Annotated in this window: 16 protein-coding genes and 1 riboswitch; of the genes, 12 read left to right on the plus strand and 4 right to left on the minus strand. The window is 72.5% G+C overall.

All coding sequences use genetic code 11. The annotated features are described in order from the left end of the window. The first annotated feature begins 21 nt into the window (after window positions 1-21). Window positions 22-480 (plus strand): acyl-CoA thioesterase, encoded by a 459-nt coding sequence (locus tag IE277_RS12670; RefSeq protein ID WP_189951634.1) that lies wholly within the window; start codon window positions 22-24, stop codon window positions 478-480. On the opposite strand, the gene IE277_RS12675 is transcribed toward IE277_RS12670, so the two are convergent. Beyond that, a complete protein-coding gene (locus IE277_RS12675) occupies window positions 440-1,654 on the minus strand; it encodes an MFS transporter (protein ID WP_189951636.1) in 1,215 nt (404 codons plus the stop codon). The genes IE277_RS12670 and IE277_RS12675 overlap by 41 nt on opposite strands. 117 nt (window positions 1,655-1,771) lie before the next feature. On the opposite strand from IE277_RS12675, the gene IE277_RS12680 reads away from it, so the two are divergent. Further along, on the plus strand, window positions 1,772-3,088 hold the full coding sequence (locus tag IE277_RS12680; RefSeq protein WP_189951638.1) for an ROK family transcriptional regulator: 1,317 nt from the start codon (window positions 1,772-1,774) through the stop codon (window positions 3,086-3,088). Window positions 3,089-3,526: 438 nt separating this feature from the next. Here IE277_RS12680 and IE277_RS12685 read toward each other — a convergent pair whose 3' ends face one another. Beyond that, window positions 3,527-4,270: an SDR family oxidoreductase gene (locus tag IE277_RS12685; protein ID WP_189951640.1), complete on the minus strand. Its 744-nt coding sequence runs from the start codon at window positions 4,268-4,270 to the stop codon at window positions 3,527-3,529. Between the two features lie 377 nt (window positions 4,271-4,647). Next, window positions 4,648-4,778: riboswitch (FMN riboswitch) on the plus strand. Between the two features lie 155 nt (window positions 4,779-4,933). Between IE277_RS12685 and IE277_RS12690 the strand changes: the two genes are divergently transcribed. The 9 genes from IE277_RS12690 (at window position 4,934) to IE277_RS12730 (ending at window position 12,280) form a co-directional block, all read left to right on the plus strand. Beyond that, window positions 4,934-5,542, plus strand: coding sequence for a riboflavin synthase (locus IE277_RS12690; RefSeq protein ID WP_189951642.1), 609 nt, complete (start codon window positions 4,934-4,936; stop codon window positions 5,540-5,542). Then, window positions 5,539-6,180: a nicotinamide mononucleotide transporter family protein gene (locus IE277_RS12695; protein ID WP_189951644.1), complete on the plus strand. Its 642-nt coding sequence runs from the start codon at window positions 5,539-5,541 to the stop codon at window positions 6,178-6,180. Before IE277_RS12690 ends, IE277_RS12695 begins: the two co-directional genes overlap by 4 nt. Further along, window positions 6,177-7,466, plus strand: coding sequence for a bifunctional 3,4-dihydroxy-2-butanone-4-phosphate synthase/GTP cyclohydrolase II (locus tag IE277_RS12700; protein WP_189951646.1), 1,290 nt, complete (start codon window positions 6,177-6,179; stop codon window positions 7,464-7,466). The genes IE277_RS12695 and IE277_RS12700 overlap by 4 nt, the downstream gene beginning before the upstream one ends. A 24-nt stretch (window positions 7,467-7,490) precedes the next feature. Further along, entirely contained in the window at window positions 7,491-7,976 is a 486-nt protein-coding gene (gene ribH, locus IE277_RS12705; RefSeq protein ID WP_189951648.1) for a 6,7-dimethyl-8-ribityllumazine synthase, read from the plus strand. Between the two features lie 34 nt (window positions 7,977-8,010). Beyond that, complete coding sequence (locus tag IE277_RS12710) at window positions 8,011-8,283, plus strand: phosphoribosyl-ATP diphosphatase (protein ID WP_189951650.1); 273 nt, start codon at window positions 8,011-8,013, stop codon at window positions 8,281-8,283. A 54-nt stretch (window positions 8,284-8,337) separates the two neighbouring features. Continuing rightward, complete coding sequence (gene hisG, locus IE277_RS12715; RefSeq protein ID WP_189951652.1) at window positions 8,338-9,186, plus strand: ATP phosphoribosyltransferase; 849 nt, start codon at window positions 8,338-8,340, stop codon at window positions 9,184-9,186. Window positions 9,187-9,202: 16 nt separating this feature from the next. Continuing rightward, complete coding sequence (locus IE277_RS12720) at window positions 9,203-9,658, plus strand: PH domain-containing protein (RefSeq protein WP_189951654.1); 456 nt, start codon at window positions 9,203-9,205, stop codon at window positions 9,656-9,658. 202 nt (window positions 9,659-9,860) lie between these two features. Beyond that, entirely contained in the window at window positions 9,861-11,195 is a 1,335-nt protein-coding gene (locus IE277_RS12725; protein WP_189951656.1) for a hemolysin family protein, read from the plus strand. After that, window positions 11,192-12,280: a hemolysin family protein gene (locus tag IE277_RS12730; RefSeq protein WP_189951658.1), complete on the plus strand. Its 1,089-nt coding sequence runs from the start codon at window positions 11,192-11,194 to the stop codon at window positions 12,278-12,280. The genes IE277_RS12725 and IE277_RS12730 overlap by 4 nt, the downstream gene beginning before the upstream one ends. A 115-nt stretch (window positions 12,281-12,395) precedes the next feature. Here the strand turns inward: IE277_RS12730 and IE277_RS12735 are convergent, their stop codons facing one another. Together IE277_RS12735 and IE277_RS12740 are read right to left on the minus strand one after the other, a co-directional pair. Beyond that, window positions 12,396-14,258, minus strand: a complete 1,863-nt coding sequence (locus IE277_RS12735; RefSeq protein ID WP_189951660.1) for an AAA family ATPase — start codon at window positions 14,256-14,258, stop codon at window positions 12,396-12,398. 428 nt (window positions 14,259-14,686) lie between these two features. Continuing rightward, entirely contained in the window at window positions 14,687-15,307 is a 621-nt protein-coding gene (locus IE277_RS12740) for a uridine kinase family protein (protein WP_189951812.1), read from the minus strand. 274 nt (window positions 15,308-15,581) lie between these two features. Here IE277_RS12740 and IE277_RS12745 point away from each other — a divergent pair, with 274 nt between their 5' ends. Beyond that, window positions 15,582-16,538 carry a hypothetical protein gene (locus IE277_RS12745; protein ID WP_189951662.1) on the plus strand — a complete coding sequence of 319 codons (957 nt, stop codon included), beginning with the start codon at window positions 15,582-15,584 and terminating at the stop codon, window positions 16,536-16,538. The last annotated feature ends 44 nt before the right edge of the window (window positions 16,539-16,582 follow it).

The following is a 16,582-nucleotide window of genomic DNA, read 5'->3' on the forward strand; positions in this document are numbered from 1 at the left end:
CGATGTTCAGGAGCCCCACCCGTGACCGCCGAAGCCCCGATCGCGCCCGCCGTCTCCTACGGCCGGCTGATCCCCGTCACCGTGCACTTCGACGACCTCGACGCGCTCGGACTCCTGCACAACGCCCGCTATCCGCTGCTGGTCGAGCGCGCCTGGACCGAGCTGTGGCACGAGCACGGCGTCCGCTTCGACGGCGACTGGCACGCGGCCGGCGACGCCTGCAACGCGGTCCGCGAACTGCGCATCGGCTACGAGGCACCGGTGACCAGCCCCGGCACCTACGCCGTCCACCTCTGGCTGGAACGGCTCGGCACCACCGGACTGACCTACGGCTTCCGCTTCTGCTCGGCGGACGGGACACGGACGTACGCGCAGGGCGCCCGGGTGCTGGTCCGGCTGGACGCCACGACCCTGCGCCCGACGCCCTGGACCGACGCCTTCAGGGCCGTGGGTCGGCAACTGCTGCGGCCGGCCGGCTGACCTCGGTCCGGCCGCCGCGCTCGGCCGTGCGCAGCACGCCCGCCAGCCCCGCGAGCCCGCACGACAGCGCCGTCACCACTCCGAACGACACCACCAGGCTGGTCGCCTGGGCCACCCCACCGATCAGGCTCGGCGCGATCAGCCCCGAGGTGTAGGTGATCGTCGCCACGCCCGCTATGGCCTGACCGGGGTTCGGTCCGGCGTGCCCGGCCGCCGCGAAGCACAGCGGTACGACGACCGCGATGCCCAGCCCCATCAGCGCGAACCCGGTCATCGCCACCGCCGGATCCCCCGCGAGGACGATCAGCAGACCGCCGGCCGCGGCCAGCACACCACCGGCGCGCACGGTGCGCACCGCGCCGAAGCGGTTCACCACCGCGTCACCGGCGATCCGGGCCATCGCCATCGTCAGCATGAAGCCGGTGGTGCAGGCCGCCGCCACACCGGCCGAACTGTCCATCCGGTCCCGCAGGAACACCGCCGACCAGTCCAGGCTCGCCCCCTCGGCGAACACCGCGCAGAAGCCCACCGCGCCGATCAGCAGCGCCGACCGGGGCGGCGGCGCGAACCTCGGCGGCGGCTCCTCGTCGTCGGCCGGCCGCACGTCGAGGACCTGGCCGGCGGCCGGCACACCGAGGGCGGTGAGGGCGGCCGCCGCCAGCGCGAAATGCGCCCGGGCGTCCGTGCCCAGATGCGCGGCGAGAGTACCCGCCGCCGAGCCGGTCAGGGCGCCCGCGCTCCACATCCCGTGCAGCCCCGACATGACCGACTTTCCGAGCAGCCGCTCGACCTCCACGCCGAGCGCGTTCATGGCGACGTCGGCCATGCCCGAGCTCGCGCCGTACGCGAAGATGGCCAGGCACAGCGTGTACAGGTTCGGCGCGAGGGACGGCAGGACCAGCGACAGCGTCCACAGCGCGATCAGGCCGCGCAGCGCCGTACGGCTGCCGAAGCGATGGCTGATCCGGCCCGCCAGCGGCATCGCGCACGAGGCACCGAGCGCCCCGAAGGCGAGCGCGAAGCCGAGCTGCCCCGCGCTCAGCGAGGCATGCTCCTGGATCCACGGCACCCGGGTCGCGAACGAGCCGGTGACGGCGCCGTGCACGGTGAACACCGCCGCCACGGCGTACCGGGCGCGTTCGGCCTCGCGGCGCTCGTAGCCCATGTCCCTCATGGTCCTGTCCCTCCCCGGACGGTGCCGCCCCGCTGTCCGGGCGTAAATTATCAGGGACCCTGCCTGATAGATAGATGGCGATACGGCCGTCCCGAACCGCGTGGGAGGATGCCCGCCATGCCCGCATCACCGAGCACCGCCCGGGCCATCAACGACCGGCTCGCCCTGAGCCTGCTCCAGCAGGAAGGCCCGCTCACGGCGGGACAGTTGAAACAGCTGACGGGGCTGTCCCGGCCGACGGTCGCCGACCTCGTGGACCGGCTCGCCGTCGCCGGGCTCATCACGGTGGTCGGCGAGTCCGGCGAGCAGCGCCGGGGCCCCAACGCCCGGCTGTACGGCATCGTCGCCGACCGGGCCCATCTGGCCGCGCTCGACGTCCGTACCGGGGGTGTCGGCGTGCTGGTCTCCGACCTGGTCGGGCGGGTGCTCGCCGAGGCGTCCGTGCCGATCGGCGGGGACACCGGGACCGGGCCGGCCGTGGAGCAGGCGGTGGCCGCGGTGGAGCGGACCCTGAAGCGGGCCGGGCTCGCGGCGGCGCCCCCGCGGGAGGGCGTGCGGGCGCGGGGGAGGCTGCACACCGTCGGCATCGGCGCGCCGGGCCTCATCGACCCGGCCAGCGGTGATCTGCGCGACTCCGGCGGGCTGCCCGCATGGCACCGCAGCCTCGCCGCCGCCCTGCAGGAACGGCTGCCCGGGGCCCGCGTCACCGTGGAGAACGAGACCAATCTCGCCGCCCTGGCCGAACAGCGCGAGGGCGTGGCCCGGGACCGGGACACCTTCGTCCTGCTGTGGCTGGGGCACGGCGTCGGCGCGGCGGTCGTCCTCGACGGCACACTGCGCCGCGGCGCCTCGGGCGGCACGGGCGAGATCGGCTTCCTGCCGGTCCCGGGCACCCCGTCCCTCCCCTCGGCATGGGACTGCGACGGAGGCTTCCACTCGCTGGCCGGGTCGGCGGCCGTCTGCTCCCTGGCGGCGGAGCACGGCCTGCCGGTCCCGGCCGCACCGGACGGGCCGGCGGCGGCCGAGGTGATCCGGGCGGCGGTGGCGGCGACGGCGGGGGAGGAGGCCCGCGCGAAGGGCCGTACGGCGGACCGCGCGGGAGGCCGTGCGGAAGCCCGCGCGGATGCGGCTCCTTCCGGTGCCGCGCCGCCCGCCGACCGTTTTCTGCACGCCCTCGCCGACCGGATCGCCATCGGGGCCGCGTCCGTGGTGGCCGTACTGGACCCCGGGTGTGTGGTGCTCGGCGGGGAGGTGGGGCAGGCCGGCGGGCCGGTGCTCGCGGGGCTCGTCGAGGAGCGGCTGCGCCGCATGTCGCCCCTGCTCACCGAGGTGCGGGCGAGCACCCTCGGCGGCACGGCGGTACTGCGCGGGGCGCTGCTGACCGCCCGGGACCGTGCCCAGGACGAACTGTTCGCACCCCGCGACCGGAACTGACCCTCCGCCGGGCGCCGAGCCTCCTCCGGAGCCGGATCCGCCACCCGGCCCGGCGTCCCCCGGGCGCATCGCCCGTGCCGGTCGGGCTGCTGCGGTCCGCTCCGGTGTGCTGCTTGCCGCCCGTTGCCGTCCGGCCGTCGTCCGTTGCCGTCCGGCCGTCGTCCGTTCCGTGGGCTGCCACCGTTCGTCCCGGTCCGCCGCGTCCCGGTCCGGTGCCGTGCGTTGCGTGGGGCTGCTGCGGTTCGTTCCGATCGGCCGCCGTCCGTTCTGTCGGGCTGCCGCTGTTCGTTCCAGTCCGCTGCCGTCCGTTCCGTGGGGCTGCCGCTGTTCGTCCCGGTCCGCCGCGGTCCGGGCCGCCGCGTGGTGTCCGTCTCCGACGGGTCGCTGTCGCCCGCGGCGGCCCGGCCGCTCCCCGCCGTCCACCTCCCCGCCGGCGCGTCAGGCCCCGAACCGCTGCTTCAGGTACTCCTCGAACGTCGTCCTGCCCACGGCCTGCTCCGGGGCCAGGAGTCCGCCCGCGCGGGCGGCACGATAGGTGCGGCCCAGGAGCGGCACCTGGGCCACGGCCCGGCGCCGGCCGGTCGCGCGCAGATAGGCGCGGGCCAGTGAGTCCAGGGACCGCACCTCGGGGCCGCCCATGTCCGCCACCCGGCCGGCCGGGGCGGCGAGCGCCAACCCGGCCAGCCGGTCGGCGACTTCGCCCACCTCCACCGGCTGGTCCGGGACCCCGGCCGGGACCAGCATCACGGGCGGCTTGGCCAGCCCGCCGAGGATGCCGACCAGCAGATCGTGGAACTGGGTCGTGCGCAGGACGGTCCAGCCGAGCCCCGACGCCTCGATCCGGCGCTCCACGGCCAGCTTGGTCTTGTAGTAGCCGAGCGGCACCCGGTCGACGCCGACGATGGAGATGTAGACCAGATGGCCCACCCCGGCCCGCCGGGCCGCCTCGATCAGCCGTTCGGCGGCCGTCTCGTCCCCGCCTCGCGGGCTGCTCGCGCAGTGCACCACCGTCGACACCCCGGCGAGCGCGGCGTCGAGGCCGCTCCCGCCCACCCGCAGATCGACGGCGTGCGGCTGGGTGTGCCGGCTGAGCACCCGCATCTCGTGCCCGTCCGCCCGCAGCCGCTCGGTCACCCGTCGACCGAGCGTGCCGGTCCCGCCGGTCACCAGGATCGTGGTCATGCGCTGTACCTGTCCCTTCGGACTCCGCGTGCCCCCGGTCGGCGCACCCTCATCAGCTCAGACCACGCGGACCCCGGGAAATGTGACATGCCCCGGCGGATGCGGATGCGGATGCGGATGCGGACGCGAGCGCGTCACCCTGGCGGTCCGGCGGCGGGCAAGGGCCGTCGTCACCGCCACCGGACCCGACCGCACCCTAAAAGGACTAGACCAGTACGGTCAATGGGTCCGGACCAAGGGCAATCCGCCCCCGTGGCGGGGCAGTTGTGCGGTGCGACCGCGCCGCGCAAGGTCCGGAACACGCACTGTGAGGGAGCCCACACTCCTCGCCTGTCTGTCCGCGCACCCGCCGTGGCACACTGGCCCTGTACCAGAAGCAGCGCACTCCGGGGTCGGTGAAAGTCCGAACCGGCGGTTACAGTCCGCGACCCGGTCGCTTCCAGCGGCCGGTTGACCAGGTGAAATTCCTGGACCGACGGTTAAAGTCCGGATGGGAGGCAGTGCGCGGCGAGCGGGCACGTCTCCGTGCGCGCCGTCGTATCTGGGCTCGTCCGTACGCGGACGGGTCCTTGTCGGCGTCGCCCCGGTGTGCTCACTCGTCCATTCTGTCGTCATCGACAGGCCCCGGAGTCCGTGCCCGAATGAGGCAGGAGGACCCGGGAAGTGTTCACCGGAATCGTCGAAGAGCTGGGTGAGGTCACCGCCGTCGAGAACCTCGGCGACGCCTCCCGCTTCAAGCTCCGTGGCCCCGTCGTGACCGAGGGCGCGCAGCACGGCGACTCCATCGCCGTGAACGGCGTCTGTCTCACCGTCGTGGAGCACGAGGGCGACGAGTTCACCGCCGACGTCATGGCCGAGACCCTGAACCGCTCCAGCCTCGGCGCGCTCACCGTCGGCTCCCGCGTCAACCTGGAGCGCCCCATGGCCGTGGGCGCGCGCCTCGGCGGGCACATCGTGCAGGGCCATGTCGACGGCACCGGCGAGGTGCTGGAGCGCAAGCCCTCCGAGAACTGGGAGATCGTGAAGGTCTCCCTCCCCGCCGACCTCGCCCGCTACGTGGTCGAGAAGGGCTCCATCACCGTCGACGGCATCAGCCTCACCGTCGTGGAGGCCGGGCCCGACTACTTCACCGTCAGCCTCATCCCGACCACCCTCGACCTGACCACGCTCGGCGTGAAGCAGCCCGGCGACCCGGTCAACCTCGAAGTCGACGTCGTCGCCAAGTACGTCGAGCGGCTCCTCGGCGACCGCGCCCAGGGAGCGGGCAAGTGAACTGGCTGAACTCCGAGGCCTTCATCCTCTTCGGCCAGCGCATCATCTGGTCGGACATGGTGGGCAACATCCTCGGCCTGATCACCCTCGCCCTCGGCTGGCGCCGCTCCCTCATGACCTGGCCCGTGCAGTTCCTCTCCGGCCTCGTCCTCTTCGCCGCCTTCTACGGCCATCTGGCCGGCAGCGCCGGCAAGCAGGTCGTCGTCATGACCGTCGCCCTGTACGGCTGGTGGCAGTGGCAGCGCAGCAAGGGCCGCTCCACGGACGGCCACATCACCCCCCGCTTCGCCACCTGGCGCGAGCGCGCGGCGATGCTCGGCGCGGCCGCCGCCGGCACGGTCGCGGTGGCCCTGCTCTTCACGGCCTACCCGTCGCTGTCCTGGGACCCCTGGCCCGACGCCTACATCTTCGTCGGCACCATCGTCGCCATGTACGCCCAGGCCAAGAGCATGGTCGAGTTCTGGATCGCCTGGCTGCTCGTCGACCTCGTCGGCGTCCCCCTCAACTTCGCCAACGGCTACGCCTTCTCCGGTTTCGTCTACGTCATCTACGGCGCACTCGTCCTGTGGGGCATGCGCGACTGGTGGCTGCGCTCCCGCCGGAGCCCGCAGCCCGTCCTGGAAGGAGCCCCGGCATGACCTCGGCACCGCCCCTGTACGCCACCGACACCATCGAGAACTTCGGGCTCGACCCCGTCGAGCAGGCCATCGCCGACATCGCGGCCGGCCGCCCGGTCGTCGTCGTGGACGACGAGGACCGGGAGAACGAGGGCGACCTCGTCGTCGCCGCCGAGAAGGCGACCCCCGAGATCGTCGCCTTCATGATGAGCGAGTGCCGGGGGCTCATCTGCGCCCCGATGGAGGGCACGGAACTCGACCGGCTGCGGCTGCCGCAGATGGTCGAGGACAACACCGAGTCGATGAGGACCGCGTTCACGGTCTCCGTCGACGCCTCCGCCGCGCACGGGGTGAGCACCGGCATCTCGGCCGCCGACCGCGCCACCACACTCCAGCTGCTGGCGAGCGGCACGGCCGAGCCGACGGACCTCGTCCGCCCCGGCCATGTCTTCCCGCTGCGTTCCCGGCCCGGCGGCGTCCTCGCCCGCAACGGCCACACCGAGGCCGCCGTCGACCTCGCCCGGCTCGCCGGGCTCCGCCCGGCCGGCGCCATCGTGGAGATCGCCGGCGAGGACGGCCGGATGCTCCGGCTGCCCGAGCTGATCCCGTTCGCCCGCAAGCACGGACTGACGATCATCTCCATCGAGGACCTGATCGCCTACCGCCGCAGCAGCGAGCCCACCGTCCGCCGCGAGGCCGAGACCCGACTGCCCACCAGGCACGGCACGTTCACGGCCTACGGCTACCGCTCCACCGTCGACGGCGTCGAGCACGTCGCCCTGGTCCACGGTGAGATCGGCGACGGCGACGACGTCGTGGTCCGCATCCACTCCGAATGCCTCACCGGCGACGTCTTCGGCTCACTGCGCTGCGACTGCGGCCCCCAGCTGGACACCGCCCTGGAACGCATCCAGGAGGAGGGCCGGGGCGTGGTGGTCTATCTGCGCGGCCACGAGGGGCGCGGCGTCGGCCTGCTGTCCAAGCTCAGGGCGTACGAACTCCAGGAGCGCGGCCGCGACACGCTCGACGCCAACCTCGAACTCGGCCTGCCCGCCGACGCCCGTGACTACGGCGCCGGCGCGCAGATCCTCGCCGACCTCGGCGTGCACAGCGTCCGGCTGATGACCAACAACCCGGACAAGACCGACGCGCTGCTGCGCCACGGCCTGAAGGTCACCGGCCGCGAGCCGATGCCGGTCCAGGCCGGCGAGCACAACCTCCGGTACCTGCGCACCAAGCGCGACCGGATGGGACACGACCTGCCCTGGCTGGACACGCCCGCCGTGGCAGCCTGTGGCAACCAGTAAGCAGAAGGCACGGAGAGGAAACACGTGAGCGGCAAGGGTGCACCGGAGCTGTCCGTACGCAACGCGAGCGACCTCAGGGTCGCCGTCATCGCGGCGCAGTGGCACGAGAAGGTGATGGACGGTCTGGTGAACGGCGCCCTGCGCGCCCTGCACGAGCTGGGGATCGACGAGCCGACCCTGATCCGGGTCCCCGGCAGCTTCGAACTGCCGGTCGCCGCCAAGGTGCTGGCCGGGCGCGGCTACGACGCCGTGGTCGCCCTCGGTGTCGTCATCCGCGGCGGCACCCCCCACTTCGACTACGTGTGCCAGGGCGTCACCCAGGGCCTCACCCAGGTCAGCATCGACACCGGCGTGCCCGTCGGCTTCGGCGTGCTCACCTGTGACACCGAGGAGCAGGCCCTGGACCGGGCCGGCCTGGAGGGTTCGAACGAGGACAAGGGGCACGAGGCGGTGACCGCCGCGGTCTCCACCGCCGCCACGCTCCGCTCAGTATCTGAACCCTGGCACTGAGGCACGGGCCGGAGCGCGTAGGGTGAGGACCACCATGTCCAAGAAGACGTTCGAGGAGCTCTTCACCGAGCTCCAGCAGAAGGCCACCCACGGCGATCCCGCCACCTCCCGCACCGCCGAGCTGGTCGGCAAGGGAGTCCATGCCATCGGCAAGAAGGTCGTCGAAGAGGCCGCCGAGGTCTGGATGGCCGCCGAGTACGAGGGCAAGGAGGCGGCCGCGGAGGAGATCTCCCAGCTGCTGTACCACGTCCAGGTGATGATGGTCGCCCGCGGGATCTCCCTGGACGACGTCTACGCCCACCTGTAAGCCGCCCCGCCGCAACCGCCGTAGAAACCCCTTCACGCAAAGGAAGCCGACCTCATGCTGCGCATCGCCGTCCCCAACAAGGGTTCCCTGTCCGGCCCTGCGGCGGACATGCTGCATGAGGCCGGTTACCAGCAGCGCCGCGAGTCCAAGGAACTGCGGATCGTCGACCCGGAGAACCAGGTCGAGTTCTTCTACCTCCGCCCCCGCGACATCGCGATCTATGTCGCCTCCGGCCGCCTCGACATGGGCATCACCGGCCGCGACCTGCTGATCGACTCCGGCGCCGACGCCGAGGAGATCCTGCCGCTCGGCTTCGCCCGCTCCACCTTCCGCTTCGCCGCCAAGCCGAACACCGCGAACGGCATCGAGGACCTCAAGGGCAGGACGGTCGCCACCTCCTACGAGGGCATTGTCGCGGGGCACCTCGCCGACAGCGGCGTCGACGCCTCCGTCGTCCACCTCGACGGCGCCGTGGAGACCGCGATCGAGCTGGGCGTCGCCGAGGTCATCGCCGACGTCGTGGAGACCGGCACCAGCCTGCGCAACGCCGGCCTGGAGGTCTTCGGCGAGCCGATCATGAAGTCCGAGGCGGTCGTCATCCGCCGCACCGGCGCGGACACCGAGGAGGCGAAGGTCCAGCAGTTCCTGCGCCGCCTCCAGGGTGTCCTGGTCGCCCGTACGTACGTGATGATGGACTACGACTGCCGGGTGGAGCAGCTGGAGAAGGCCGTCGCGCTCACCCCCGGCCTGGAGTCCCCGACCGTCTCCCCGCTGCACAACGAGGGCTGGGTCGCGGTCCGTGCCATGGTCCCCGCCAAGGAGGCGCAGCGGATCATGGACGACCTCTACGCCATCGGCGCCCGCGCCATCCTGACCACGGCCATCCACGCCTGCCGCCTCTGAAGGGGTACGCACCGAGATGTCCGACACGCCATCCCTCCCCGTCACCTTCCGGCCGGGCCACACCCGGGCCGTCCTGCTCACCGCCGGCGTCGCGATCTTCCTGACCATCTCGGGGATCGCGCTGCTGCTGGAGCATCTCGGCCCGGGGGAGCGGGCGAGCTTCGTCGTCACCGGGGCGCTGATCTTCTGGGCCCTGGCCCGGCTGGCCCGGGTGAAGGTCGTCGCCGACGACTCCGGCGTCACCGTGGTGAACATCGCCAGCAGGCGGCGCCTGGACTGGGCGGAGATCCTCCAGGTGAACCTCCGTCCGGGCGATCCCTGGGTGTTCCTCAACCTCAGCGACGGCACCAGCCTGCCCGCGCTCGGCATCCAGCCCGGCATCGCCAAGCAGCGCGCCATCGCCGACGCGAAGGCGCTGCGAACCCTCGCCGAGGTCCGCTCCACGGCCCGTCCGGCGGAAGATCAGGGCTGACTGGAGGGTGCCGCCCCTGCCCGAGCGGCCCGTCTCTTGATTAATCTGGTGGCGGAGGCCTTTCGCTGCGCCTCCACCCCTCGGTACCACTCGGTGCCCAGGGGTTCCTGCTACCCGAGGAGTGACTCCCTCCAGCGATGGACGGATCGTCCTGTAGTACCTGCGCCGCCCCGACCCGACATACCGGGAAGGTGGTGGCAGCGTGACCATCCCCCTGCTGCTCCTCGGAGCGGCTTTCCTGTTGATCCTCGCCAATGGCTTCTTCGTGGCGGCCGAGTTCGGCCTGGTGACGGTCGAGTCGACGGACGCCGAGCAGGCCGCCGCCGAGGGCGACCGACGGGCCCGCAGGGTCGCCGAGTCGCTCAAGGAGCTGTCCTTCCAGCTCTCCGGCACCCAGCTCGGCATCACCATCACCTCCCTCGTCGTCGGCATGCTCGCCGAACCGGCCCTGGCCCGGCTGCTGCGCGGCCCGTTCGCCGCCCTCGGCATCCCCGGCGGGGCCGTCTCCGGCATAGCCGTGGTCGTGGGCATGCTGCTGGCCTCCGCCGTCCAGATGGTCGTCGGCGAGCTGGTGCCCAAGAACTGGGCCGTGTCCAAGCCGCTGCAGGTCGCCCGGTTCGTGGCCGGCCCGCAGCACCACTTCTCCCGGCTGTTCCGCCCGGTGATCGCCGCGCTCAACACGGTCGCCAACCGGCTGGTGCGTGCGCTCGGCGTCGAACCGGCCGAGGAACTGGCCTCCGCCCGCACCCCGGGCGAACTGGTGTCCCTCGCCCGGCACTCCGCGCAGGCCGGCGCCCTGGAACAGGACACGGCCGACCTGTTCGTACGCACCCTGTCCCTGGGCGAGCTGACCGCGCAGCACGTCATGACCCCGCGGGTGAAGGTCAGCGCCCTGCAGGACTCGGCCTCCGCCGAGGACGTCGTCAACCTCACCCGGGCCACCGGCCTGTCCCGCTTCCCCGTCTACCGCGAGAAGATCGACGACATCGTCGGCATGGCCCACCTCAAGGACGCCCTCGCCGTCCCGGTGCACGACCGGCTGCGTACCCCGGTGACCCGTATCGCCCGCAAGGCGCTGCTGGTCCCCGAGACCCTGCCGGTCCAGCCCCTGCTCGCCCGGCTCCGCTCCGAGCAGCCCATCGCCGTCGTCGTCGACGAGTACGGCGGTACGGCCGGCGTGGTCACCCTGGAGGACATCGTCGAGGAACTCGTCGGCGAGGTCCGCGACGAGCACGACGCCACGGACATGCCCGAGCTGGCCGCCGCCCCGCCCGAGGACGGCAAGCCCGCCTGGGACGTCGACGGCAGCTGCCGCGTCGACATCCTCCAGCGCATAGGCCTCGACGTGCCCGAGGGGCCGTACGAGACGGTCGCCGGGCTCGTCGCCGATGTGCTCGGCCGCATCCCCGCCCCCGGTGACCGGGCCGAACTGCCCGGCTGGCGGCTCTCGGTCCGCCAGGTCGGCCACTACCGCGCAGAACGGGTCCGCCTGGTCAGGACGGCCCCGGCGGCGCAGGTGATGGAGGCCGCCCGGTGAGCGTCCTGCAACTGGTCTTCGCCGCGCTGCTCGTGCTCGCCAACGGTTTCTTCGTCGGCGCCGAGTTCGCGCTCGTCTCCGTGCGCCGCAGCCAGATCGAACCGCTGGGGACGGCGCGGGCCCGCCAGGTCCTCTACGGCCTTCAGCGGCTGCCCCAGATGATGGCCGCGGCCCAGTTCGGCATCACCCTGTGCTCCCTGACGCTCGGCGCGGTCGCCGAGCCGACGGTGGCGCATCTGCTGGAGCCGGTGTTCGAGGCGGTCCATCTGCCGGACGGCATGGTGCACCCGCTGGGCTATGTCATCGCGCTGGCCGCGGTGGTCTTCTTCCACCTGGTCATCGGCGAGATGGTGCCGAAGAACCTGGCGATGGCGGCGCCCGAGAAGGCGGCGCTCTGGCTCAGCCCGGGGCTCGTCTGGTTCGCCCGCCTGTGCAGGCCGATCACAGTGGCCCTCGGCGCCTGCGCCCAGGGCATCCTGCGCCTCTTCCGGGTCGAGCCCAAGGACGAGGTCGAGGCCGTCGTCACCAGCGAGCAGCTCAACCGCCTGCTGGAGGACTCCGGCCAGGCGGGCCTGCTCGACCCCGAGGAGCGCGAACGCCTGGAGGACGCCCTGGAACTGGGCTCCCGCCCGGTGACGGACGTCCTGCTGCGCCGGGAGGCGCTGGTCACGGTGACACCGGCGATAACCCCGGGAGAGATCGTCGAGCTGACTGCCCGCACGGGGTACTCCCGCTTCCCGGTCGCCGCGACGGACAAGGGCCCCTTCATGGGGTACGTCCATGTCAAGGACGTCCTGGACCTGGAGGAGTCCGACCGGGCGGTGCCGCAGCACATCTGGCGCCCCATGGCCACGCTGAGGGCGGAACTCCCGCTCGACGACGCGCTGACGGTGATGCGCCGAGCGGCCACCCACCTGGCCCAGGTCGCGGGCGCCTCCGGCAAGGTCCTGGGCCTGGTCGCCCTGGAGGACGTCCTGGAGATGCTGGTGGGCGAGGTCCGGGATCCGGCCCACCGGGACACGGCCGACGTGACGCTGCAGGAGCCGAGGCCGAGCGGGGAGCCGGAGGGGGTGCTGGCCACGTAGACCGTCGCCGCCCGCGGGTGCGTGGGGGCTGACCGCGCCCACGCGGCGGAGCCGCATGTCGATCCGGCCCCGATCCGGCCCCCGTGCCCCCCGGGGGGGTCGCAGCCCACCGCGCCTACATGGCCGACGGATCCTGCGGCCCCCGCCCCGACAGCACCTCTCCGTACGCCTGCATCAGATCCGGCAGCCGCAGCGTCGCCAGGTCGTCCCGGGACAGTGCGCCCAGAAACGAGGACAGACGCAGATCCCGGTACGCGCAGCTCTTCTCGTACAGGGTGCGCAGGAAGCGGCCGTTGCCCAGCTCGTCGATCCACCCCTGTTCGACCACGTGCCCGGCGATCGAGCGCAACTCCTCCAGCGCCTCCTCGTCCCACACGTCCCCGTTCTCCGCCGCCAGCACCTTCCCGATCTCGGTGAGTTCCTGCGGCCGGTAGGAGGGGAAGTCGACGCGGGAGGTGAAGCGGGAGGAGAGACCGGGATTGGCGGCGAGCAGCCGGTCCATGCCCTCCGGATAGCCGGCGAGGATCACCACCAGATGGTCCCGGTTGTCCTCGGCCCGCTTCAGCAGCACCTGCAGGGCCTCGTCGCCGTACGCGTCCCCCTTGCCGTACCCGGAGTTGGACAGAGAGTACGCCTCGTCCACGAACAGCACCCCGCCGATCGCGGAGTCGATCAGCTCGTTGGCCTTCACGGCCGTCTGCCCGAGGTACTCGCCGACCAGGTCGGCCCGCTGGGCCTCCACCAGGTGGTCCCCGCCGAGCAGGCCCAACGCGTAGAAGACGCGGCCCAGGATCCGGGCCACCGTGGTCTTCCCCGTCCCCGACGGCCCCGAGAAGACGAAGTGCCGCTTCGGCGGCTGCACCGGCAGTCCCTGCCCGGTCCGCAGCCGGGCCATGTTCAACTGCGCGGACAACGCTTTGACCTGGCGTTTCACCGGCTCCAGCCCGACCATCCGCTCCAGCTCGGCGAGCGCCTCCTCCAGCAGGGCGGGGTCGGTCGGCCCGGCCGGGACGGGTGACGAGGGGACCCCCGTCTTCACCCGCACCGCCGGGTCGGTCACCGACGGCAGGGGCCCGGTCGGCAGATCGGGCTCCGGCAGCCGCAGATCACGGCCCTCGGTGCCGAAGAGCGGATCGAAGCCGTCCGGCCCGTCCATGCTGTCCTGCCCGGCACCGGTCAGGCTGATCGCGGCGAGGTCGGCGCTGTCGTCGTACCCGTCGCCCTCGGCGATCGCCGCCAGCCGGGCGGAGGTGTCCATGAAGGCGGGGTCGACGCGGTGCACGGCCCGGTACAGGGGGAGCGCCGCCGCCGAGCGGCCGGTCCCCTCGTGCGCCCGCGCCAGCCAGTAGCGCAGCTCCTTGCGCTGCGGCTGCTCGCTGCGGCAGCGCATCAGCGCCGCCGAGAGCAGCGGCTCGGCCTGGCCGTACATCTCCAGCCGGACTCGGGCCATGCCGCCGAACAGGCCGGCCTCGATGCCGAGCATGGCGTCGTCGAGCAGCGGTTCGGTGTGCCGTACCAGCTGCTCCCAGTCCTTGACCAGATAGGAGCGGCAGGCGTGCAGAAAGCGGACCTGAGGGTCGGTGTCGACCGGGGGCAGTCCGGCGAGGGCCCGGTCCAGCTCGGGCACATGCCGGCCGTCCAGCCAGTGCGAGGCGTGCGCGAGCAGCAGATCACGCGGGCTCTCCAGCACCGGCTGCACCCACCAGCCCAGCCAGTACCAGGAGTTGAGCGTCCGCCGGTGCCGTGCGCGCTGCTCGCCGAAGCGGTCGCGGTGCCGGAACATCCTCAGCAGCGAGGTCGTCGTGTCCACCCGCAGCGCGTGCAGCCCGAGCCAGCCGTCCGCCATCGCCGGGTCCATCCGCACCGCGGTGCGGAATTCCTCCTCCGCCTGCGGATAGGCGCCCATCGTGTAGGCGTCGACCCCCCGCAGCCAGGCCAGGTCGGCCGGGGCCTCGGGGCCCTGCGTGCCGAAGTCCATCCCGTCCCCCCACAGACCGTGCCCCCGTGGTTCACCACCGGGCGATCGCCCGACGGCCGCCGCCCTCGAACCGCCGTGCCGCGGACCGGAGTTACAGGTGCGCGAGGCAGCCTCGAAGGTCGCACCGATGGCATCGTACCCGCGTGACGACCGCGCGCCGAAGGGTGCCGCACAGGCCGTTTGACGAGGTGGGAGCAGACGGGGCGCACAGGGCTTCGTGACCCAGGGTGAGCGGATCGGTGCGCGGGGGGCCGGGAAATGCGACCAAGGGCAGAACGAAGCCCCCGATCACGGGGGAACAACCGGGGGCTTCGCGTCTGCGGGCGGCGTCGAATCACCGCACATTGAGAACGTAAGACCTGTACGGCCCCCGGGTCAAGCGCAGTTGAGCCACTGGAAGAAGTTCCCCCACGAGGGTCTTCACAACTTCACCACAACGCGGATGGCTCGTCACTCTGGGTCATAATTTGGTCCGGTCCAGGGGGTGACCCGGGCCCCGGCAGCACCTCGTACCCCGTCCGTGTCTGCAACACCAGGAGATCGGCATGGGGGCGCGAGGGGTCCGAGGCGAAGTGCGCGCGCTCCGCGGCGACCCACCCGTCCCAGAACTCCCGCTGTTCCGCCCCGTCCCGCAGCCTGCCGCGCGTCCAGGACTCCTCCCGGGGCAGCTCCATCCACAGCAGCAGGGCCAGATGCGGGCGCAGCGCCCGGCGGCCGGCGCCGACGCCCTCGACGAGGACCACGGGTGCGGCCGGCAGCGGGCGCGGGGCGCCGAACGTACGGGCGCGCCAGTCGTAGGGCGTGTAGTGCGCGCTCTCGCCGCGGGCGAGCGGGCGGATCACCTGGGCGGTGAACCGGTCGGTCCACGCGAAGAGCCGCGCGTGGCTGGCGATGTCGTCGAGGTGCAGCACCGGGGCCCCGCCGAGAGCCTCGGACAGCTGTCCGGCGAAGGTGGACTTCCCCGAACCGGCGTGCCCGTCGACACCGATCAGCCGGACCGGTCCGAGGGAGGGGGGAAGCCCGCGCAGCCGGGCGGCGAGATCGCGAATGGTGGTTCCCGGGTGTGGGTCGATGCGGGTGGTTTTCCGGAAACAGTGTAGTAGCGGCCCATAGGGGCAGGGCCGGCGAGGCCACCGGACCGGAGAACGTCACATTTTGAATCATCGGCTGGCGGCCAGTCAGTGGCAGCCGGTCAGCGGCAGGCATAAACATTCGTGAATCCCCTGACCGATATGTCGAATTCGGCGTTCCGGGGGTGCCCGCCGCTGAGTATGGTGCCTCCAGCGCAACCGCTATGCGTCGTACGGGGACTGGCAGGGGGACATGGCCGCGGAGTTATTCGAAGGGCACTATGTGTGGCACCCGGCGGCCGACGACCGTGTCCTGGCGAGCGTATGCGTCGATGTGCGGGCCGGCCGATATCGATACGCCTGCGAGGCGCTTGAGGAGACTCGTTCCGACTTCGCCCTGCGCGCCCATCGCTCGCTGGTCCTCGCCTCGGAGGCGGCCGGCACCGATCTCGTCGAACGCTGGCTCGACGAGGAGCCGACCCCCGAGGCGGCACTGATGTGGGCCCGGGTCGCGGTGCAGCGCGCGCTGCGGGCCGCCGACGCGCGCGACGGCCGGGCCGAGGCGCTGGAGCGGATAGCGCTGACGGCCTGCGACCGGGCCGCCGCCGCGACCCCCGAGGACCCCACGCCCTGGGTCGCCAAGCTGGCCATGGCCCGGCTGCACCGGCTGCGCGACCCGGCCCCGCAGGGCCTGCTCACCGCCCCGCCCGGACCCTGGCGGCTGTTCTCGCACATCCTGTCGCTCGACCCATGGCATCGCGAGGGCCACCACCGCTTCCTGTCGTGCTTCTTCACCCGGTACGGCGGCTCGGTCAACGCGGCCTGGGACGTGGCCGCCTTCCTCAGCCAGCGGGCGCCCGCCGACTCCGCCCTGCGGCTGCTGCCCCTGGTGGCCCTGGTGGAGAGCTACAACCCCACCCAGCTGCTCGCCGACCGTGTCTGGGAGCAGCCGCAGTGGCGCTCCACCGCGCTGGCGATCTACCAGAACTGGCTGCCCGCGGCGGCCGGTTACCGCTTCACCCCGGTGCTCGACCTGGCCTACCTCGCACACGCGCTGGTCATGGCCGAGCGCGAGTTCGAGGCCCGGGCGGTCTTCACGGCGATGGGCCCGTACGCCTCGCGCATGCCCTGGAGCGCCTTCGGTGACCCCGCCGAGCAGCTCTCCCGCGCCCGGCGCGCCTGCGGGCTGCCCGTCCCGGGAGCCGCCTGATCCCCACCCGTTCCGTCCGCCCCGCACCTGCTCCGTCCCCCACC

It is taken from the genome of Streptomyces alanosinicus (genome assembly GCF_014650595.1).
Lineage (GTDB): Bacteria > Actinomycetota > Actinomycetes > Streptomycetales > Streptomycetaceae > Streptomyces > Streptomyces alanosinicus.